The organism is Pseudomonas sp. Z5-35, from assembly GCF_051131945.1.
GTDB classification, from domain to species: Bacteria; Pseudomonadota; Gammaproteobacteria; order Pseudomonadales; family Pseudomonadaceae; genus Aquipseudomonas; species Aquipseudomonas marvdashtae.
Map to the genome: position 1 here is coordinate 4,442,356 of NZ_CP071640.1, position 19,000 is coordinate 4,461,355.

General features: G+C 60.0%; 17 protein-coding genes. 6 read left to right on the forward strand and 11 right to left on the reverse strand.

Annotation, left to right across the window (positions count from 1 at the left end; translation table 11 throughout):
• Positions 1-17 precede the first annotated feature (17 nt).
• The gene (locus tag J3P95_RS20410) at positions 18-1,217 is read left to right on the forward strand and encodes a CaiB/BaiF CoA transferase family protein (RefSeq protein ID WP_434579902.1); all 1,200 of its coding nucleotides are present in this window, start codon (positions 18-20) and stop codon (positions 1,215-1,217) included.
• 188 nt (positions 1,218-1,405) lie between these two features.
• On the opposite strand, the gene J3P95_RS20415 is transcribed toward J3P95_RS20410, so the two are convergent.
• The 11 genes from J3P95_RS20415 to ffh all read right to left on the reverse strand — a co-directional run bounded on the left by J3P95_RS20415 (position 1,406) and on the right by ffh (position 11,970).
• On the reverse strand, positions 1,406-1,690 hold the full coding sequence (locus tag J3P95_RS20415; RefSeq protein WP_434579901.1) for a DUF3509 domain-containing protein: 285 nt from the start codon (positions 1,688-1,690) through the stop codon (positions 1,406-1,408).
• Between the two features lie 163 nt (positions 1,691-1,853).
• On the reverse strand, positions 1,854-3,221 hold the full coding sequence (locus J3P95_RS20420; protein WP_434558500.1) for a transporter substrate-binding domain-containing protein: 1,368 nt from the start codon (positions 3,219-3,221) through the stop codon (positions 1,854-1,856).
• 117 nt (positions 3,222-3,338) lie between these two features.
• Positions 3,339-4,748 carry a threonine synthase gene (gene thrC, locus J3P95_RS20425; RefSeq protein WP_434558501.1) on the reverse strand — a complete coding sequence of 470 codons (1,410 nt, stop codon included), beginning with the start codon at positions 4,746-4,748 and terminating at the stop codon, positions 3,339-3,341.
• A 147-nt stretch (positions 4,749-4,895) separates the two neighbouring features.
• The gene (locus tag J3P95_RS20430) at positions 4,896-6,200 is read right to left on the reverse strand and encodes a homoserine dehydrogenase (RefSeq protein ID WP_030139555.1); all 1,305 of its coding nucleotides are present in this window, start codon (positions 6,198-6,200) and stop codon (positions 4,896-4,898) included.
• A gap of 132 nt (positions 6,201-6,332) precedes the next feature.
• The gene (dsbC, locus tag J3P95_RS20435; protein WP_186611127.1) at positions 6,333-7,064 is read right to left on the reverse strand and encodes a bifunctional protein-disulfide isomerase/oxidoreductase DsbC; all 732 of its coding nucleotides are present in this window, start codon (positions 7,062-7,064) and stop codon (positions 6,333-6,335) included.
• Positions 7,065-7,368: 304 nt separating this feature from the next.
• Complete coding sequence (gene xerD, locus J3P95_RS20440) at positions 7,369-8,265, reverse strand: site-specific tyrosine recombinase XerD (protein WP_186611126.1); 897 nt, start codon at positions 8,263-8,265, stop codon at positions 7,369-7,371.
• Between the two features lie 133 nt (positions 8,266-8,398).
• Positions 8,399-8,749: a 50S ribosomal protein L19 gene (gene rplS, locus J3P95_RS20445; RefSeq protein WP_003175895.1), complete on the reverse strand. Its 351-nt coding sequence runs from the start codon at positions 8,747-8,749 to the stop codon at positions 8,399-8,401.
• Positions 8,750-8,794: 45 nt separating this feature from the next.
• On the reverse strand, positions 8,795-9,568 hold the full coding sequence (trmD, locus tag J3P95_RS20450; protein ID WP_434579897.1) for a tRNA (guanosine(37)-N1)-methyltransferase TrmD: 774 nt from the start codon (positions 9,566-9,568) through the stop codon (positions 8,795-8,797).
• Positions 9,550-10,086, reverse strand: coding sequence for a ribosome maturation factor RimM (rimM, locus tag J3P95_RS20455; protein ID WP_025212043.1), 537 nt, complete (start codon positions 10,084-10,086; stop codon positions 9,550-9,552). Before rimM ends, trmD begins: the two co-directional genes overlap by 19 nt.
• 5 nt (positions 10,087-10,091) lie before the next feature.
• Positions 10,092-10,343 (reverse strand): 30S ribosomal protein S16, encoded by a 252-nt coding sequence (gene rpsP, locus J3P95_RS20460; protein WP_025212042.1) that lies wholly within the window; start codon positions 10,341-10,343, stop codon positions 10,092-10,094.
• A 250-nt stretch (positions 10,344-10,593) separates the two neighbouring features.
• Entirely contained in the window at positions 10,594-11,970 is a 1,377-nt protein-coding gene (gene ffh / locus J3P95_RS20465; RefSeq protein ID WP_310357711.1) for a signal recognition particle protein, read from the reverse strand.
• 205 nt (positions 11,971-12,175) lie between these two features.
• Here ffh and J3P95_RS20470 point away from each other — a divergent pair, with 205 nt between their 5' ends.
• From J3P95_RS20470 to J3P95_RS20490, 5 genes are all read left to right on the forward strand, one after another.
• Positions 12,176-12,988 (forward strand): cytochrome C assembly family protein, encoded by an 813-nt coding sequence (locus J3P95_RS20470; protein ID WP_434558503.1) that lies wholly within the window; start codon positions 12,176-12,178, stop codon positions 12,986-12,988.
• A 12-nt stretch (positions 12,989-13,000) separates the two neighbouring features.
• Complete coding sequence (locus J3P95_RS20475; RefSeq protein ID WP_434579893.1) at positions 13,001-14,242, forward strand: CNNM domain-containing protein; 1,242 nt, start codon at positions 13,001-13,003, stop codon at positions 14,240-14,242.
• A 305-nt stretch (positions 14,243-14,547) separates the two neighbouring features.
• Positions 14,548-15,861: an MFS transporter gene (locus tag J3P95_RS20480; protein ID WP_434558505.1), complete on the forward strand. Its 1,314-nt coding sequence runs from the start codon at positions 14,548-14,550 to the stop codon at positions 15,859-15,861.
• Positions 15,862-16,011: 150 nt separating this feature from the next.
• Positions 16,012-18,426 carry an endopeptidase La gene (gene lon / locus J3P95_RS20485; protein ID WP_434579891.1) on the forward strand — a complete coding sequence of 805 codons (2,415 nt, stop codon included), beginning with the start codon at positions 16,012-16,014 and terminating at the stop codon, positions 18,424-18,426.
• Positions 18,427-18,560: 134 nt separating this feature from the next.
• Positions 18,561-18,953 carry a protease inhibitor I42 family protein gene (locus J3P95_RS20490; RefSeq protein WP_434558507.1) on the forward strand — a complete coding sequence of 131 codons (393 nt, stop codon included), beginning with the start codon at positions 18,561-18,563 and terminating at the stop codon, positions 18,951-18,953.
• Positions 18,954-19,000 lie beyond the last annotated feature (47 nt).

The window sequence follows — 19,000 nt, forward strand, 5'->3', positions numbered from 1 at the left end:
GTCCTACAGGATTCGTCATGTCGCTTACTGCCAAACCTCTCGCCGGCGTCAAGGTCATCGAACTCGGCACCTTGATCGCCGGCCCCTTCGCCTCGCGAATCTGCGGTGAATTCGGTGCCGAGGTGATCAAGGTCGAATCGCCCGATGGCGGCGATCCGCTGCGCAAGTGGCGCAAGTTATATGAAGGCACGTCCCTGTGGTGGTTCGTCCAGGCCCGCAACAAAAAGTCGTTGACCCTGAACCTCAAGCATCCGGAGGGTTTGACTGTCCTGAAAAAACTGATCGGCGAAGCGGACATACTGATCGAGAATTTTCGTCCCGGCGTGCTGGAAAAGCTAGGCCTGGGCTGGGACGTGCTCCATGCGCTGAACCCGAAACTGGTCATGGTACGGCTCTCCGGCTTCGGCCAGACCGGCCCGATGAAGGACCAACCCGGTTTTGGCGCCGTCGGCGAGTCGATGGGGGGCCTGCGCTACATCACCGGTTTCGAGGACCGCCCGCCGGTGCGCACCGGGATTTCCATCGGCGACTCGATTGCCGCGCTGTGGGGAGTGATTGGCGCGCTGATGGCCTTGCGTCATCGGGAGGTCAATGGCGGAACCGGACAAGTGGTGGACGTAGCGCTATACGAAGCGATATTCGCCATGATGGAAAGCATGGTGCCGGAATTCGACGTGTTCGGGTTCATCCGCGAACGCACCGGCAATATCATGCCCGGCATCACACCCTCGTCCATCCACACCAGCGCCGACGGCAAGCATGTGCAAATCGGCGCCAACGGTGACGCGATCTTCAAGCGCTTCATGCAAATCATTGGCCGCGACGACCTCGCCAACGACCCGCGGTTGGCCAGCAACGACGGACGTGACAGTCGCCGCGACGAGCTCTATGGGGTCATTGATCGCTGGGTCAACTCGCTGCCACTGGACGCCGTCATCGAGCAGCTGAACCAGGCAGGTGTACCGGCCAGCCGGATCTTCAGCGCCGAGGACATGTTCAGCGACCCGCAATTCCTCGCCCGTGAAATGTTCTTGCAGGCCAAGCTGCCCGACGGCAAGGCATTCAAGATGCCTGGCATCGTACCGAAACTTTCCGACACACCCGGCACATCCGAGTGGGTCGGCCCGGCGCTCGGGGAACACACCGCCCAGGTGCTCAGCGAGCTTGGCTACGATGCACAACACATCGCCCGATTGCGTACCGAGGGAGCCATCTGAGCTTGCGCGTGCAGGCGCTCCGCCCATAAACGCCAGGCAAAAAGAAACCCCGAGAAGTGGGGAGACAACTCGGGGTTAAACGTGACCCTTAAAGGTCCGTGCAACAAGCGACAAGCACCGGAGCACAATGCTTGCTCTTGTTGGTAAAAGGTCTGACTCACCGGGACGTAGGAAGGTTCCCTCAGACATCAATTCGCAACAGCCATGACCTTGTCCTGGGCCACATTACGCAACGCCGCAATCACACAAGGCTCCAGGCGCCCCTCGGCAATCAGCACATCGCGATGCAGGCCGTCGACCACGTCGGTCAATTGGCGCCTGTCGGCCAGCTGGGCCTGATTGAACGCGCGCTCGACCATGATAGCGCCCGCCGGGTTTCTCAACGTCACCAGGCATTCACGGGGGCCGGAGGGAGTGAGCGTGACCTGATACGGACTCAAAGCTTCATTCAGCAAGAGGCTGATACTTTCCATTCGATCACCCTTCAATAATCCGAAAAAAACAACTGCACAGTAAGTGACCGTGGGCTGCGGCAGAAAGTTCGCCAGCGCAACGAACCGACACGCCTGCGCCCTGTTCAACCGAGGATGCGCGTCCAATGTGACAGACAAACAACAACCGTGGCTGTTCGGTCAATCAAGCCAGGAACCGGTTGGAACGGCTTCTTCGACGCCGCACATCGATCCACCCTCCCAGCAGACCGCGTAACTGGCCATCACTGCCATAAAACGGCACCGACCAGTGGTAGATATCCCTCAGTCCATTGCTGAACATCAATTGACGATCTACGAATCTCGGCTGACGGGTTAGCAGTTGCTCCATCAATTCCCCGTGCAACAGCTCGGCAGTCGCCAGCGGAAACGCCGCGGACTCCGTCAGGCGTGTGCCGCGCAGTGTTTCGAAGCGAGTCGCGAACTGGTCTTCATAACTTTTATTGCACATGATCAGGCGCCCCTCAAGATCACGGATGAAGATCGGATCGGGAATGGCGTTCATCAACGTTCGCTGGAACGTCAACTGGTCCTTGAGGACAGCCTCGGCCTTCAGGCGCTGGTCGATCTGGGCTTGCAAGCGGCGGTTCCATAGCAACGAGAACAGGCCGAACACCCCGACCACGACCACGCACCAATAGTCCCACTGGGCGATGCGCAGCGAGGATGAACGCGCTTGCGGGGAAACCGCCCCCGTCAGCCACTTGGCGCGCAGCGCACGCATGTCTTCTGCCGGAAAAGCTTCCAGGGCCTTGTTCAGAATGCCCAGCAACGGCCGCAGCTCCTGACGAACAGCCAGATAATCTGGTTCCCACCGGCTTTCGAGATTGCCGCCTACTTGCAAGTGCCCTGCGGGATAAAGGTGCGCACCGGTTTCATTTTCGATAGTGGCATAGGCTTCCCGGCTTTCGACCAAGGCTCGTGCCTCGCCATACGTCTTGACTGTACGCAACTCGATAGACGGATGATCGCGCCTGATTTCCGCTTCTAATGCATGCCGTGCCGGTAATACCAGGATTCTGCCGTTGAGCTGGCTCAGCGAATGGAGTAATGGCTCTCCATAACGACTGATAAATACCCAGCCGCCCCCTCCAAATGCATGACTGAAACTCAGAAACTCCCTGCGCTCGTCGTTCATCACCAAGGTCGTCGTCAAGTCCGCCTCGCCATTTTGCAACATCGTCATCAATTGATCGGGAGAGAACGATTCCCGATGGACGAACTCCAGCCCGGTCATGTCTTGGATGCGCCGGAGAATGTCGTCGTTGAGTCCATTCCACTGTCCGTATTCATTCTTGAACAGATACAGCGGGTACTGCATCGAGGCAACGACGACACGTGGATTATCCCTGATCCATTTCAGTTCGTCGGCGTCGAGCCCCAGCCGCCCTGCTGATTCAAACTGTGTTTGCCCGCAAGCCGTCATTTGGGCGCTTGCACACTGCGCCCAATACAACAGCGTGAGGCCCATCAACCAGCTCAGCGCTGGTTTGCATCGGATAAAGAACAACATCTGCACTTCCTTCGAGATAACTCGCCCCTCCCTAAGGCGAAAACCCGGCCAGTTTGGCATGCAGAAACAAGAAAGCCCGTCAGGAGACGGGCTTCAAAATGTGACAGCTTGCGGACGTCAGAGAGGCTTGCCGCGGTTACCATGCTGGCTGACAAAGGCCTGCACGGCTTTCAAGTCATTGGGCAACACGGTGCAACGCTCATTTCGCTCAAACAAATCAGAAAGATGTGCGGGCAGCTCAAGCGCTTTTCCTACGCCAGCTTTCTCCACAGCTTCGGGAAACTTGACCGGGTGAGCGGTGCCAAGGATAACCATGGGGATATCCAGGCTACGACGGCACTCACGGGCGGCCCTTACGCCAATCGCCGTGTGCGGATCGAGCAATTCGCCGCTCTGTTCGAACACTTCGGCGATGGTTTCGCAGGTCTGCGCATCGTCCACCGCCAGGGAGTCGAACAACTTGCGGGCTTCGGTCCAGCGTTCGGCCTCGACGCTGAAACCACCGCCCTGGCGGAAGCTGTCCATCAAGCCGGCAATCGCCGCACCGTTGCGACCGTGCAGATCGAACAGCAGGCGCTCGAAGTTCGACGACACCATGATGTCCATCGAAGGCGACAACGTGGCGTGCAGGGTTTCCTTGACGTACTGGTTGCCGCTCATGAAGCGGTGCAGGATGTCGTTGCGGTTGGTGGCGACGATCAACTGGTTGATCGGCAGGCCCATGTTGCGCGCCAGGTACCCGGCGAAGATATCGCCGAAGTTGCCAGTGGGCACCGAGAACGACACAGAACGGGCCGGGCCGCCCAGCTGCAGGGCCGCGTGGAAGTAGTAGACGATCTGGGCCATGATCCGCGCCCAGTTGATCGAGTTCACCGCCACCAGCCGGGTGCCCTTGAGGAAGCTCTGGTCGGCGAAGCTGGCCTTGACCATTTCCTGGCAGTCATCGAAGTTGCCTTCGATAGCGATGTTGTGGATGTTCTCGCCGAAGATTGTCGTCATCTGCCGACGCTGCACTTCCGAGACGCGGTTGTGCGGGTGCAGGATGAAGATATCGACGTTCTCGCAATGCTTGCAGCCTTCGATGGCGGCCGAACCGGTGTCACCGGAGGTCGCACCGACAATGACCACGCGCTCGCCACGCTTTTGCAGCACGTAATCGAGCAAACGACCGAGCAATTGCAGGGCAAAATCCTTGAAGGCCAAGGTCGGGCCGTGGAACAGCTCCATCACCCATTCGTTACCGTTGAGCTGACGAAGCGGGGCGATAGCGTTATGGGAAAAAACCCCATAGGTCTCTTCGAGGATCTTCTTGAAATCGGCGTCTGGAATGCTGCCAGTGACGAAGGGGCGCATTACGCGGAAGGCCAGTTCGTGGTACGGCAGGCCGGCCCAGGAAGCGATTTCTTCCTGAGTGAAACGCGGCAGGTTTTCCGGCACGTAGAGGCCGCCGTCCGTAGCCAGGCCGGCCAGCAGGACATCTTCGAAATTCAGGGCCGGTGCCTGGCCGCGGGTGCTGATATAGCGCATTTTTGGCAAACCTTCGGTTTGAGCTTCAAGCCGCAAGCTACAAGCGGCAAGTGAAAAGCGGCTCGGCTTCTACTTGCAGCTTGCAGCTCATGGCTTGCAGCTGTATTGATTTAACTTGCAGCTTTTAGCTTGGAGCTTGCAGCTGCTTCAATTCAAATGCTCGACGCGGATACGGACCACCGGGCCAACCACGCCCTGCAGGGCTTCCAGTGCGGCAATCGCATCGTTGATGCGCTGCTCGACCACGCGGTGGGTCAGCAGGATCATTGGCACCAGGCCGTCGTGTTCTTCGACCTCCTTTTGCATGATCGACTCGATATTGATGCCACGCTCCGAGAGAATGCTCGCCACCTGGGCCAATACGCCCGGATGGTCCTTGGCCTGGATGCGCAAGTAGTAGGCACTTTCGCAAGCGTCGATCGGAAGAATCGGATGTGCCGACAGAGAGTCCGGCTGGAAGGCCAGGTGCGGCACGCGGTTTTCCGGATCGGAGGTCATGGCACGAACCACATCCACCAGGTCGGCGATCACCGAAGACGCGGTCGGCTCCATGCCAGCACCGGCGCCATAGAACAGCGTCGAGCCGGAGGCATCGCCATTGACCATCACCGCGTTCATCACGCCGTTGACGTTGGCGATCAGGCGGTCAGCCGGAATCAGCGTCGGGTGCACGCGCAATTCGATGCCGCTGGCGGTGCTGCGCGCCACGCCCAGGTGTTTGATGCGGTAGCCCAGGGCTTCGGCATAGTTCACGTCGGCAGTGGTCAGCTTGGTGATGCCTTCGGTGTAGGCCTTGTCGAACTGCAGCGGGATACCAAAGGCAATAGACGCCAGGATCGTCAGCTTGTGCGCCGCGTCGATACCTTCCACATCGAAGGTCGGATCGGCCTCGGCATAACCCAAGGCTTGGGCCTCGGTAAGCACGTCCTCGAAGGTGCGCCCTTTCTCGCGCATCTCGGTGAGGATGAAGTTGCCGGTGCCGTTGATGATCCCCGCGACCCAGTTGATGCGGTTGGCCGACAGGCCCTCGCGAATCGCCTTGATCACCGGGATGCCACCGGCCACGGCGGCTTCGAACGCCACGATCACGCCTTTTTCGCGCGCCTTGGCGAAAATTTCATTACCGTGAACGGCGATAAGCGCCTTGTTCGCGGTGACCACATGCTTGCCATTCTCAATGGCCTTGAGTACCAGCTCTCGGGCAACGGTATAGCCGCCCATCAGCTCTATCACGATGTCGATCTCAGGGTTCGTGGCCACTTCGAAGACATCGTTGGTAATCGCAATACCGGTCGTCTGGAACTGAGGCTTTGGCGTGCGCATGGCAATTTGTGCCACTTCGATTCCACGCCCGGCACGACGAGCAATTTCCTCGGCGTTGCGCTGAAGTACGTTGAAGGTGCCGCCACCGACGGTACCTAACCCACAGATGCCTACTTTGACCGGATTCACTCTTGACTCCCCATGAAACGGCCGACGCAAGGTCGGCCGTGAAATACAGCCGCGCAGCTACGCGACTTAGTGTTTAACGGCCCAGCGAAAGTTTTCGCCGAGCCATGATCTTCAGAAGCACACGGCCCATGATCATTTCGCCTCAAGGGCCAGTTTGGCGACTTGCGGCGCCGGCTGGTAGCCCGGAATCACCTGACCGTCCGCCAAAACGATGGCCGGCGTACCGTTCACGCCGATGGACTGGCCCAGGGCGAATTGCTTGGAAACCGGGTTCTCGCACTTGGCGGCCTTGATTTCCTTGCCATCGACCATTTTATCCATGGCGGCTTTTTTGTCCTTCGAGCACCAGACCGCCTGCAATTGCTCATCACCTGGCGACCCCAGGCCCTGGCGGGGGAACGCCACATAACGCACTTCAATGCCGCGTTTGTTCAGCTCCGGCACTTCGGCGTGCAACTTGTGGCAATACGGGCAGGTGGTATCGGTGAACACGGTAATGTGGGACTTGGTTTCGCCGACCGCCGGATAGACCACGGTTTCGGCAACCGGAATGCCGTTGATCAGCTTTGAAACGCCCTGGCGTTCGGTGATCTCGGTGAGATTGACCGGCTTGCCGCCCTTGAGTGCGAACAGGTTGCCCTGGACGATGTACTGGCCATCGGCGCTGGCATACAGCACGCGGCTGCCCTGGAGCTTGACTTCATACAGGCCGGACATGGGGCTGGCGGTGATGGCTTCGATCGGCACTTCGAGCTCAAGGTTGGCCAGGCTCTTGCGGATAGCCTGGTCAGCCGCGTCGTCGGCGAAAGCAAAGGTGCTGGCCAACGCAATGGCGGCGGCTGTAAACAACTGGATCAAACGCATGGGGACTCCTGAGGCGGACAAATGGGACGGGGAAACGCCGACCCGCAGATTCGGGTTCCAGCCGCCCACTGTGCAAACCGGCAAAGCCTACCACATAAGGCCCGCGGGGCCGAATTCGCCTGTCGCAAGACAACACGCAATGTCGGTGCACCAGGCCCCTGTGGCGAGGGAGCTTGCTCCCGCTCGGCTGCGCAGCAGTCGCAAATGGAATCACTCCGCTCTCAGGAAAGATCGCGGCTGCTGCATTGGGGGCGCTTCGCGCCCAGCGGGAGCAAGCTCCCTCGCCACAAAAGCAGGTGTTCAATCAGCCGCGCGGATGATGCTTGGCATGCAGGTCCTGCAACCGCGCCCGGGCGACGTGGGTGTAAATCTGAGTGGTGGACAGATCGCTATGACCGAGCAGCATCTGCACGACCCGCAGGTCGGCGCCGTGATTGAGCAGGTGGGTGGCGAAGGCGTGGCGCAAGGTGTGAGGCGAGAGGGATTTGTTGATCCCGGCCACCTTGGCCTGGTGCTTGATACGATGCCAGAACGTCTGGCGAGTCATTTGCTCGCCGCGCAGGCTGGGAAACAGCACATCGCTGGGACGCCCGCCCAGCAGTTCATGACGGGCATCACGCATGTAGCGCTCGACCCAGACAATCGCTTCCTCGCCCATCGGCACCAGCCGCTCTTTGCTGCCCTTGCCCATTACCCGCAACACGCCCTGGCGCAGATTCACTTGCTCCAAGGTCAGGCTGATCAATTCGGTGACGCGCAGGCCGCAGGCATACAAGACTTCCAACATCGCCCGGTCGCGCTGACCGATGGCTTCGCTGAGGTCGGGTGCCGCGAGCAGCGCTTCCACATCGGCTTCCGACAGCGACTTGGGCAGCGGACGCCCCAGTTGCGGCATTTCCACGCGCAAGGTCGGGTCTACCGCAATCAGTTTTTCCCGCAGCAGATAGCGATAAAAGCCACGCAGACCGGAGAGAAACCGCGCGGTCGAGCGGGGCTTGTAGTTCTGCTCCAGGCGCCAGGCCAGATGATCGAGGATCAACTCCCGCCCGGCATTGGCCAATTCCAGGTTCTTTTCCTGCAACCAACCGTTGAACAGTGCCAGGTCGCTGCGATAGGCCTGCCGGGTGTTGTCGGACAGGCCCTTCTCCAGCCAGAGGGCATCGAGAAACTGGTCTATCAATGGATGATCGATGGCAGGCATAAAAACTCATACTGGATGCAGGTGTAAACGGCATCGAAACGGAGAGCGAAGACAGGCAGCGTGCTCAAAGAGCAAATCGCAGGCAACAAAAAAGCAGCCCGCAGGCTGCTTTTTTTTGCATCGGAAGCTGGACTTAAGCCAGTTTTTCCTTGATGCGAGCTGCTTTACCGGACAGGTCACGCAGGTAGTACAGCTTGGCTTTACGCACGTCACCACGACGTTTCACGGCCATGCTGTCGATTTGCGGGCTGTAGGTCTGGAAAGTACGCTCTACGCCAACACCGTTGGAGATTTTACGAACGGTGAATGCACTGTTTACGCCGCGGTTACGCTTGGCGATAACAACGCCTTCGAACGCTTGCAGACGCGAACGGTCGCCTTCCTTCACTTTCACCTGAACGACAATGGTGTCGCCCGGGGCAAAGGTAGGGATCTCTTTGGTCATCTGCTCTGCTTCGAGTGCAAGGATGATTTTGTTAGTCATGCTGTGCTCCTAAGGCAAGTCATCGGACTTACCATCGATACGTTGTTAACTATCGTCCCGCTCGCGGATGTATTCCTCGAGCAGCTTCTTCTCTTCTCCAGAAAGCGAGCGGCTTTCCAGAAGATCGGCGCGTCGTTCATAGGTCCGACCAAGGGACTGCTGTAAACGCCAACGCCGGATGTGCGCGTGGTTGCCACTTAGCAACACGTCGGGAACACGCTGATCCGCATACACCTCCGGGCGGGTGTAGTGCGGGCAATCCAGCAGACCATCCGTAAAGGAATCTTCCTCAGCGGAATCCGCATGCCCTAAAGCTCCGGGCAGCAGTCGTGTAACCGCATCGATCAGCACCATTGCCGGCAGCTCGCCGCCAGACAGTACATAGTCGCCAATCGACCACTCTTCATCGACATAAGCTTCAATGAAACGCTCGTCAATGCCTTCATAACGGCCGGCAATCAGGATCAATGCATCCGAATTCGCCAGCTCGCGTACCGCCGACTGAGTCAGCTGGCGGCCTTGGGGCGACAGGTAGATCACCTTCGCACCCTCCCCGGCTGCTGTCCTGGCCTGAACCAGCGCATCTTCCAGGGGCTTGATCTTCATCACCATGCCCGGACCACCGCCAAACGGGCGATCGTCCACAGTGTGATGTCGATCCGTGGTGTAGTCCCGCGGATTCCAACAGGTGAGCTGTAACAGCTCCTGCTTCACCGCGCGGCTGGTTATGCCGTACTCGCTGATGGCGGAAAACATCTCGGGAAACAATGTGATGACTTCAACGCGCAAATTAGCCACGTCTAGAAATCCGCATCCCATTCCACCTTCATCTCGCCTGCGGCAAGGTCGACGGCCAACACGCATTGCTCGGTATAGGGCAACAGGCGTTCGCGATCATCCAGGCTGCCGACGCAAGGCTTGACCACCATGACATCGTTCGAACCGGTCTCGAGCAGGTGATCGATTTTCCCGAGCAATTGCCCGAGGTGGTCGATGACCTTCAGACCCACCAGCTGGTACCAGTAGTACTCGCCGTCGGTCAGTTCAGGGAACAGGTTGCGCGGCACGCAGATCTCATAACCGGCCAGAAGACGCGCTTCTTCACGATCATCGAGATCCTTGAGCTTTGCGACCAGGAACTTGTCGTTCCCACGTCCGCTGACCAGCTCCACCTGTTTCACGCTACCTTCGCGCTTGAGCGTCCAGGTTTTGTACTCCAACAGGTTCTTGATCGGATCAGTAAAGGAATACACCTTCACTTCGCCGCGAACGCCATGAACAGAATAGATCTTGCCGACAACGATCAAATCATCAGCATCTTTTGGCGTCGCGTTCATATTGCTCAGGCCGCAGCCTTAGCCGTTTCCTTCAACAACTGAGCAACGCGCTCAGAAGGTTGTGCACCAACGCTCAGCCAGTAGGCTACGCGCTCTTGGTTCACGGACAGACGAACTTCCTGACCACGGGCAACAGGGTTGAAGAAACCAACCTGCTCCTTGTGGGAACCGTCACGCGGATTGCGGCTGTCGGTTACGGTCAGGTGGTAAAACGGGCGCTTTTTGGAGCCGCCAAGGGCAAGACGGATTGTTAGCATGTGAACATCGTTCCTGTAGTCGGTGCTGCAAATCTAAATGCACAGCGGGCATAGGTGCCCGAAAGGCCGCATATTCTAAGGAATATCCGGACTTTTGCAAATGACTTTTTCCGGCGCCTATCAGCGTGCCGTTCAGATCTGCCATGAAGCCGTCGTTGAAAACGGCTGGTCAGCCCCCGCCGAAGCGAGCGGGCTGGAGATCCCACGTCCCCGTGGGCAGCGCCGGCATGACTGCCGGCACCTGGATTCTTTACATTTTCGGCATGCCGCCGCCGGGCAACATACCGCCCATGCCGCGCATCATCTTGGCCATTCCGCCCTTGGCGGAGAACTTCTTCATCATCTTCTGCATCTGCTTGTGCTGCTTGATCAAGCGACCGATATCCTGCACCTGGGTGCCGGAACCCATGGCGATCCGACGCTTGCGCGAGCCGCTGATCAGATCAGGGTCGCGGCGCTCGGCCGGAGTCATGGAGTTGATGATGGCTTCCATCTGCTTGAATTGCTTTTCAGCCGCGCCTTGGGCATTGCCCATCTGCGCCAGGTTCACGCCACCGATGTTCGGCAGTTTGTCCATGAGGCCGCCAAGGCCGCCCATGTTCTTCATTTGTTGCAGCTGGTCGCGGAAGTCTTCGAGGTCGAAGCCCTTGCCCTTCTTCAGCTTCTTGGCCAGTTTGTCGGCCTTGTCCTTGTCGAGGGTCTGTTCGGCCTGCTCGATCAGGCTGAGCACGTCGCCCATGCCGAGGATACGCGAAGCGATACGCTCGGGGTGGAACGGTTCGAGCGCTTCGCTCTTCTCGCCCATACCAATGAACTTGATCGGCTTGCCAGTGATGGCCCGCACCGACAGCGCGGCACCGCCGCGGGCGTCACCGTCGACCTTGGTCAGGATCACCCCGGTCAGTGGCAGTGCGTCACCGAAGGCCTTGGCGGTGTTGGCCGCGTCCTGGCCGGTCATGGCATCGACCACGAACAGGGTTTCCACCGGGTTGATCGCGGCATGCAGTGCCTTGATCTCGCCCATCATCTCTTCATCGATGTGCAGGCGGCCGGCGGTGTCGACGATCACCACGTCGATGAACTTGAGCTTCGCTTCTTTAATAGCGGCCTGGGCGATGTCCACCGGCTTCTGGCTCAGGTCGGACGGGAAGAACGTCACGCCGATGTCGTTGGCCAGGGTTTCCAGCTGCTTGATCGCCGCCGGACGGTAGATGTCCGCAGACACGACCATGACCGACTTCTTCTTGCGCTCTTTAAGGAAGCGCGCCAGCTTGCCGACGGTGGTTGTCTTGCCCGCGCCCTGCAGGCCGGCCATGAGCACCACGGCTGGCGGCACGGCGCTCAGGTTCAAGTCTTCGTTGGCGGCGCCCATCAGGCTTTCGAGTTCGGCCTGGACGATCTTCACGAACGCCTGGCCCGGCGTCAGGCTGCGCGACACTTCGGTGCCGACGGCGCGTTCCTTGACCGAATTGACGAAGTCCTTGACCACCGGCAGGGCGACGTCGGCTTCGAGCAACGCCATGCGCACTTCGCGCAGGGTGTCTTTGATGTTGTCCTCGGTCAGTTTCGCCTTGCCGGTGACATGGCGCAGCGTCTGCGAGAGACGGTCGGTTAGGTTTTCAAACATGCGCGATCCTTTCAGGCCCAGATGAGACCGGGATAATGGCGGCCCAGACCGTGAAATATGTGCTCGGCGAGCCTGCGGCGTGGGCAGGTCGCGGATTATAGCGAAGAAGCGTGCGACGTACACCTCGCTGTCGGTTGCAGTGGTCTTTCGTGCGATGGGGGTTCTATGCCAAACTCGCGCCTTTCGGGCCTGCCTAACAGGATTTATGCTCCCCTTGTCACCCAGCTTGCTTGCCTCCCTCGCCGCCGCTTGTCTTTATGCCGCTGCGACCTTTTATCAGGGTACCCGCCTGGCCACTGGCGCCAAGGCGAACAAACGCCTGCTGGTCACGCTTGGCGTGGTGGCGGTGCTCAGCCATGCGGCCAGCCTTTATACCCACCTGATGACGCCGATCGGCCTGGGCCTGGATTTTTTCAACGCCGCCAGCCTGATCGCCGTCGCCGTGATTGCCCTGACGCTGCTGGCCTGCTCGCGCATCCCCGTGGAAAACCTGCTGGTGCTGCTCTTTCCGCTGGGATTGGCAACGGTGCTGCTGGCGCAGTTCGCGCCGTCGGGCACGGTGCAGATCATCGACGAAGAGCCCGGCATCCTAGCGCATATCCTGCTGTCGATCCTGGCCTACGGCCTGTTCACCATCGCCGTGTTCCAGGCGTTGTTACTGCTCATCCAGGACCACCAGCTCAAGCACAAGCATCCGTCCGGGCTGATCCGCAACTTCCCACCGCTGCAAACCATGGAGAGCCTGTTGTTTGGTTTTCTCTGGGCCGGCTGGACGTTGCTGTCGCTGTCGCTGATCTCCGGCTGGCTGTTCGTAGAAAACCTGTTTGCGCAGCATTTGGTGCACAAGACGTTGTTGGCTTGCCTGGCATGGGTGGTGTTCAGCGTGCTGCTGTGGGGCCGTAACCGTCTCGGCTGGCGCGGCCACAAGGCCATTCGCTGGACGCTGGCCGGATTCTGCCTGCTGATGCTGGCCTATTTCGGCAGCAAGCTGGTCCGTGAATACATCCTGCATATTTGATGGATGACGCTGATGGATAGGCTGCCCTTGGGGCCATTGTTTGCGGTAATGGTCGTGCTGATCCTCTGGTCGGCCCTGTTCACGGCCATCGAAGCCGCGCAACAGCACTTGCTGGCCCAGCGCAGGGCCTCGCGCGCCAGCGACAAGCCGCTGGCCAAGCTGAGTTTCCCACTGGTCAGCCTGGTCCTGTGCAATACCCTCTGTCGCGCCCTCGCCGTGGTCATCGGCACTTGGCTGGCTATTTTCACCTGGTTGGAAAATGGCCCCTGGCTGGCCTGGCTCGGCAGTAGCGCGGCCTTGCTGGTTTTTGCCGACTACCTGCCACGCACCCTGGCCACCCGTCACCCCGATGCGGTGCTCAGCGTGGGCAACAGCTTACTCGGCGTGCCATTGAAAATTCTTTATCCCGCAGCCTGGCTGCTCAATGGCCTCAGCCAGTTGCTGCTGCGCCCCTTGGCCCGCAAGAGCGGCGCGGTCCAGCAAAGCGACGATGAAATGCCCGCACCGCCGCACACCGACCATGAGCAGGAGCACGGCCACGGTCGGGTGCATCCGGTTTCCGGTATCCACGCGCTGGACAACATCACCGTCAACGACATCCTCGTGCCCCGCAGCGAGGTGGACGGGATCAACCTCGACGACCCCATCGGCGATATCATCGAGCAGTTGCGCCTGAACCGTCGTACCCGCCTGCCGGTGTTCCACAGCGACATCAACCAGGTCGAAGCCGTGCTCAACACCCGCCAGATCCGTCACCTGCTGGCGGATGCGAGCCTGACCCAGGAAGCGCTGCTGACGGCCTGCCACGAACCGTACTTCGTCCCCGAAAGCACCCCGTTGCAGCTGCAATTGCTGAACTTCCACAAGCAACAGCGGCGCCTGGGCATGGTGGTGGACGAATACGGCGAAGTGCTGGGCATCGTGACCCTGGAAGACATCCTCGAAGAGATCGTCGGTGAGTTTGAAAGCGAGCACAGCCTCGACAACCCCCACGTCCACCCACAGCCCGATGGGCGCTTGATGATCGATGGCGCAGCGTCGATCCGCGAGCTGAACAGGACCTTGGGCTGGCATCTGCCTTGCGACGGCCCGAAGACCCTCAACGGGCTGGTGACCGAGGCGCTGGAAACCATCCCCGAGAGTCCGGTTTGCCTGAAGATCGGCCGCTACCGGCTGGAAATCATCGAAACCGTCGACAATCGCGTCAGCCAGGTGCTGGTGTGGCATAACAGTTCGGTGCCGGTGGTGGTCTAACACCATACCCGTGGCGAGGGAGCTTGCTCCCTCGCCACAAAAAACTCAGCGCACGCTTCAATATTGTGTGCCAGCGCTCTTGTCGATCCGTTAGCCCCCTTCCTATACTCGATTCGCTTACCCAGCCCCGCCCGAGCCCCGTGCCTACCCTGCATTCGGACAGTTCGTGCAGTCCACCGGCAATATCCGCTTCAACCCTGCGACTGTTCCTACCCGAAACAGCGACAGCGCCCTAACCCACATCCCTGGGTGTTCGACCATAATAATTCGCTCCAACGGAGCACATGACTGTCAGGGATAACCGCATGACAACCACCACTTGCAACGACGCCGTGGCATCGCAACCGACCAACTCGGCCACCCGTGTGGCGACCGCGAGCTTCATCGGCACCGCCATCGAGTTCTACGACTTCTACGTCTACGCCACCGCCGCAGCACTGGTGATCGGGCCGGTATTTTTCCCGCAGACCTCGGGCACGGCACAAATGCTGTCGTCCTTCCTGACGTTCGGTATCGCGTTTCTCGCTCGCCCGCTGGGTTCGGCGCTGTTCGGCCATTTCGGCGACAGGATCGGACGCAAGTCCACGCTGGTGGCCTCGCTGCTGTTGATGGGCGTGTGCACCACGCTTATCGGCGTGCTGCCCGGCTACGCCAGCATCGGCGCCTGGGCGCCGATCCTGTTGTGCCTGCTGCGTTTCGGCCAGGGTCTCGGGCTTGGCGGTGAGTGGGGCGGCGCAGCATTGCTCGCCACCGAGAACGCGCCCAAGGGCAAGCGGGCCTGGTTCGGCATGTTTCCCCAGCTGGGCCCCTCCATCGGCTTCCTGGCTGCCAACGGGTTGTTCCTGACCCTGGCCATGAGCCTGGATGACGAGCAGTTTCGGTCCTGGGGCTGGCGGATTCCGTTCCTGCTCAGTGCCGTATTGGTGATCGTCGGCCTCTATGTGCGGCTCAAACTTCATGAAACACCGGTATTCGCCAATGCCATGGCTCGCCAGGAACGGGTGAAGATCCCGCTGGTCGAGCTGTTCAGCCAGTACTGGGCACCGACATTGCTGGGCGCTGCCGCCATGGTCGTGTGTTACGCGCTGTTTTACATTTCGACGGTGTTTTCCTTGAGCTACGGCGTCGCCACCCTTGGCTACAGCCGCGAGACCTTCCTCGGCCTGCTGTGCTTCGCCGTGTTGTTCATGGCCGCCGCCACGCCGCTGTCGGCTTGGGCCAGCGACCGCTACGGGCGCAAGCCGGTGCTGATCATCGGTGGCGTCCTGGCGATTGCCTCGGGATTCCTCATGGAACCCCTGCTGACCCACGGCTCGACGTGGGGCGTGGCGCTGTTCCTGTGCATCGAGCTGTTCCTGATGGGGGTAACGTTCGCGCCCATGGGTGCGTTGCTGCCGGAGCTGTTTCCCACGCATGTGCGCTACACCGGCGCGTCGGCTGCCTACAACCTAGGCGGCATCGTCGGCGCCTCAGCGGCACCGTTCTTCGCCCAGAAACTGGTGGCGATGGGCGGCCTAAGCTACGTCGGCGGCTACGTTTCCGTCGCCGCGGCGCTCAGCGTGATCGCGGTGCTGTGCCTGAAGGAAACCCGTCACAACGATCTGAATCGCATTGACTGAGCCCCTGTGGCGAGGGGCTGCTCCCTCGCCACACCAACCTGTCGCCAGCCTGAACACAGGCCAATGAAATAACCGTTCACAACTGTCCAGCATTGAAACAACCCCTCACCTGCCCCATCTAAGGTCCATACTCCATTGCGCAGGTGCCCCATGAGCGACCAGCACTCTACTGAAGCCACAAACGAATACGCAGACGCCGAGCACATCGAGCACACCGTTTCCGGCACCGGCCTGGCCCTGCCTGGCCAGAGCCTGCCGGACAAGGTCTACATCATTCCCATCCACAACCGTCCGTTCTTCCCGGCCCAAGTGCTGCCGGTCATCGTCAATGAAGAACCGTGGGCTGAAACCCTGGAACTGGTGGCCAAGTCCGATCATCACTCCCTGGCGCTGTTCTTCATGGACTCGCCTCAGGAGGACCCGCGTCATTTCGACACCTCGAAGCTGCCGCTGTACGGCACGCTGGTGAAGGTGCACCACGCCAGTCGCGAAGCGGGCAAATTGCAGTTCGTCGCCCAGGGCCTTACCCGCGTGCGCATCCGCACCTGGCTCAAGCATCATCGCCCGCCTTATCTGGTGGAAGTCGAATACCCGCACCAGCCAAGCGAGCCGACCGACGAGGTCAAGGCCTACGGCATGGCGCTGATCAATGCGATCAAGGAACTGCTGCCGCTCAATCCGCTATACAGCGAAGAGCTGAAGAACTACCTCAATCGCTTCAGCCCCAACGATCCTTCGCCCTTGACCGACTTCGCCGCCGCACTCACCTCCGCCACCGGCAGCGAATTGCAGGAAGTGCTCGACTGCGTGCCGATGCTCAAGCGCATGGAAAAAGTGCTGCCGATGCTGCGCAAGGAAGTGGAAGTGGCGCGACTGCAAAAAGAAATTTCCGCCGAGGTCAACAGCAAGATCGGCGAACATCAGCGCCAGTTCTTCCTCAAGGAACAGCTCAAGGTCATCCAGCAGGAACTGGGGCTGACCAAGGACGACCGCAGCGCCGACCTTGAACAGTTCGAGCAGCGCCTGGAGGGCAAGGTGTTGCCGGCCCAGGCCCAGAAGCGCATCGAAGAGGAAATGAACAAGCTCTCGATTCTCGAAACCGGCTCACCGGAGTATGCCGTCACCCGCAATTATCTCGACTGGGCAACCTCGGTGCCGTGGGGCGTGTTTGGCCAGGACAAACTGGATCTCAAGCATGCCCGCAAGATCCTCGACCAGCACCACGCCGGTCTGGACGACATCAAGGACCGTATCCTGGAATTTCTCGCGGTGGGCGCCTACAAAGGCGAGATCAGCGGTTCCATCGTCTTGCTGGTGGGCCCGCCGGGCGTGGGCAAGACCAGCGTAGGCAAGTCGATTGCCGAATCCCTCGGGCGACCGTTCTACCGCTTCAGCGTCGGCGGCATGCGCGACGAAGCCGAGATCAAGGGGCATCGGCGCACCTACATCGGCGCCCAGCCGGGTAAGCTGGTGCAGGCGCTCAAGGACGTCGAAGTGATGAACCCGGTGATCATGCTCGATGAAATCGACAAGATGGGCCAGAGCTACCAAGGCGATCCGGCTTCCGCGTTGCTGGAAACCCTTGACCCCGAGCAGAACGTCGAGTTTCTGGATCATTACCTGGACATGCGCCTGGACTTGTCAAAAGTCCTGTTCATCTGCACCGCTAACACGCTGGATTCGATTCCCGGCCCGCTGCTGGACCGCATGGAAGTGATCCGCCTGTCGGGTTACATCACCGAAGAGAAAGTCGCCATCGCCAAGCGCCACTTGTGGCCCAAGCAACTGGCCAAGGCGGGTGTGTCCAAGGGCAGCCTCAGCATCAATGACAGCGCCCTCAAGGCCCTGATCGACGGTTATGCTCGCGAGGCCGGGGTACGCCAGCTGGAAAAACAACTGGGCAAGCTGGTGCGCAAGGCAGTCATGAAGCTGATCGACGATCCTAAAGCGGTGATCAAGCTCGGGCCGAAGGATCTCGAAGCCTCGTTGGGCAAACCAGTGTTCCGCAATGAACAGGTGCTGTCCGGCGTCGGCGTGATTACCGGACTGGCCTGGACCAGCATGGGCGGTGCAACCCTGCCGATCGAAGCGACGCGCATCCACACTCTTAATCGGGGTTTCAAGCTCACCGGGCAACTGGGCGAGGTGATGAAGGAATCGGCGGAAATCGCCCACAGCTACGTCAGTTCTCACCTGAAGCAGTTCGGTGGGGATCCGAAGTTCTTCGACGAGGCTTTCGTCCACCTGCACGTACCGGAGGGCGCCACGCCCAAGGACGGCCCGAGTGCCGGCGTGACCATGGCCAGTGCCCTGCTGTCCCTGGCGCGCAACCAGGCACCGAAAAAAGGCGTGGCCATGACCGGCGAACTGACGCTTACCGGGCATGTCTTGCCGATTGGCGGCGTGCGCGAGAAAGTCATCGCGGCGCGCCGGCAGAAAATCAATGAACTGATCCTGCCGGAAGCCAACCGGGGCAACTTCGAAGAGCTGCCGGACTATCTCAAGGAAGGCGTCACGGTGCACTTTGCCAAGCGGTTCGCGGATGTGGCGAAGGTGTTGTTCTGATGCCCATGTAACGGCTATACGGCCCCATCGCGCGCTTTGCGCGCGACGGGGCCTCAACAGGCAGCGCATCCCGCCCGACACACCCCGCTGCATCTTCGGTTATGCTCGCCGTTCGTCTGAATGCCGGAGCCTTTATGTCCCTCACCCGCTTGCTCGTCCCTGTCAGCCTCGCCCTGTTGAGCGCCTGCGCCACGCAGCCAAAACAAAACGTGACGGTGGAGAAACAGAGCCAATGCCCCGTGCAACTCAATAACGGGCAGAACCTGATCCTGAGTTTGCCGAGCAACCCCAGCACCGGTTATCGCTGGACTATCCAGGATTCGGCGGGTGGTGTGCTGAAAGCCTTGGGGCCTGAGGTTTACCGCAACCCCGAAGACGCGGGCATTGTCGGCGCCGCAGGCGTGTCCACCTGGCGCTTCCAGGCGTTTGCCGGCGGAACCGGGAAATTACGCCTGACGTATCAACAGCCCTGGGCGCCAGAAGTGCCACCGGTCGAAACCTTTGATTGCGCCATTTCGGTGAAATAACGTTCCCCGAAGCCGCACTTGAACAAAGCTCCCACCCATGGTTTTTT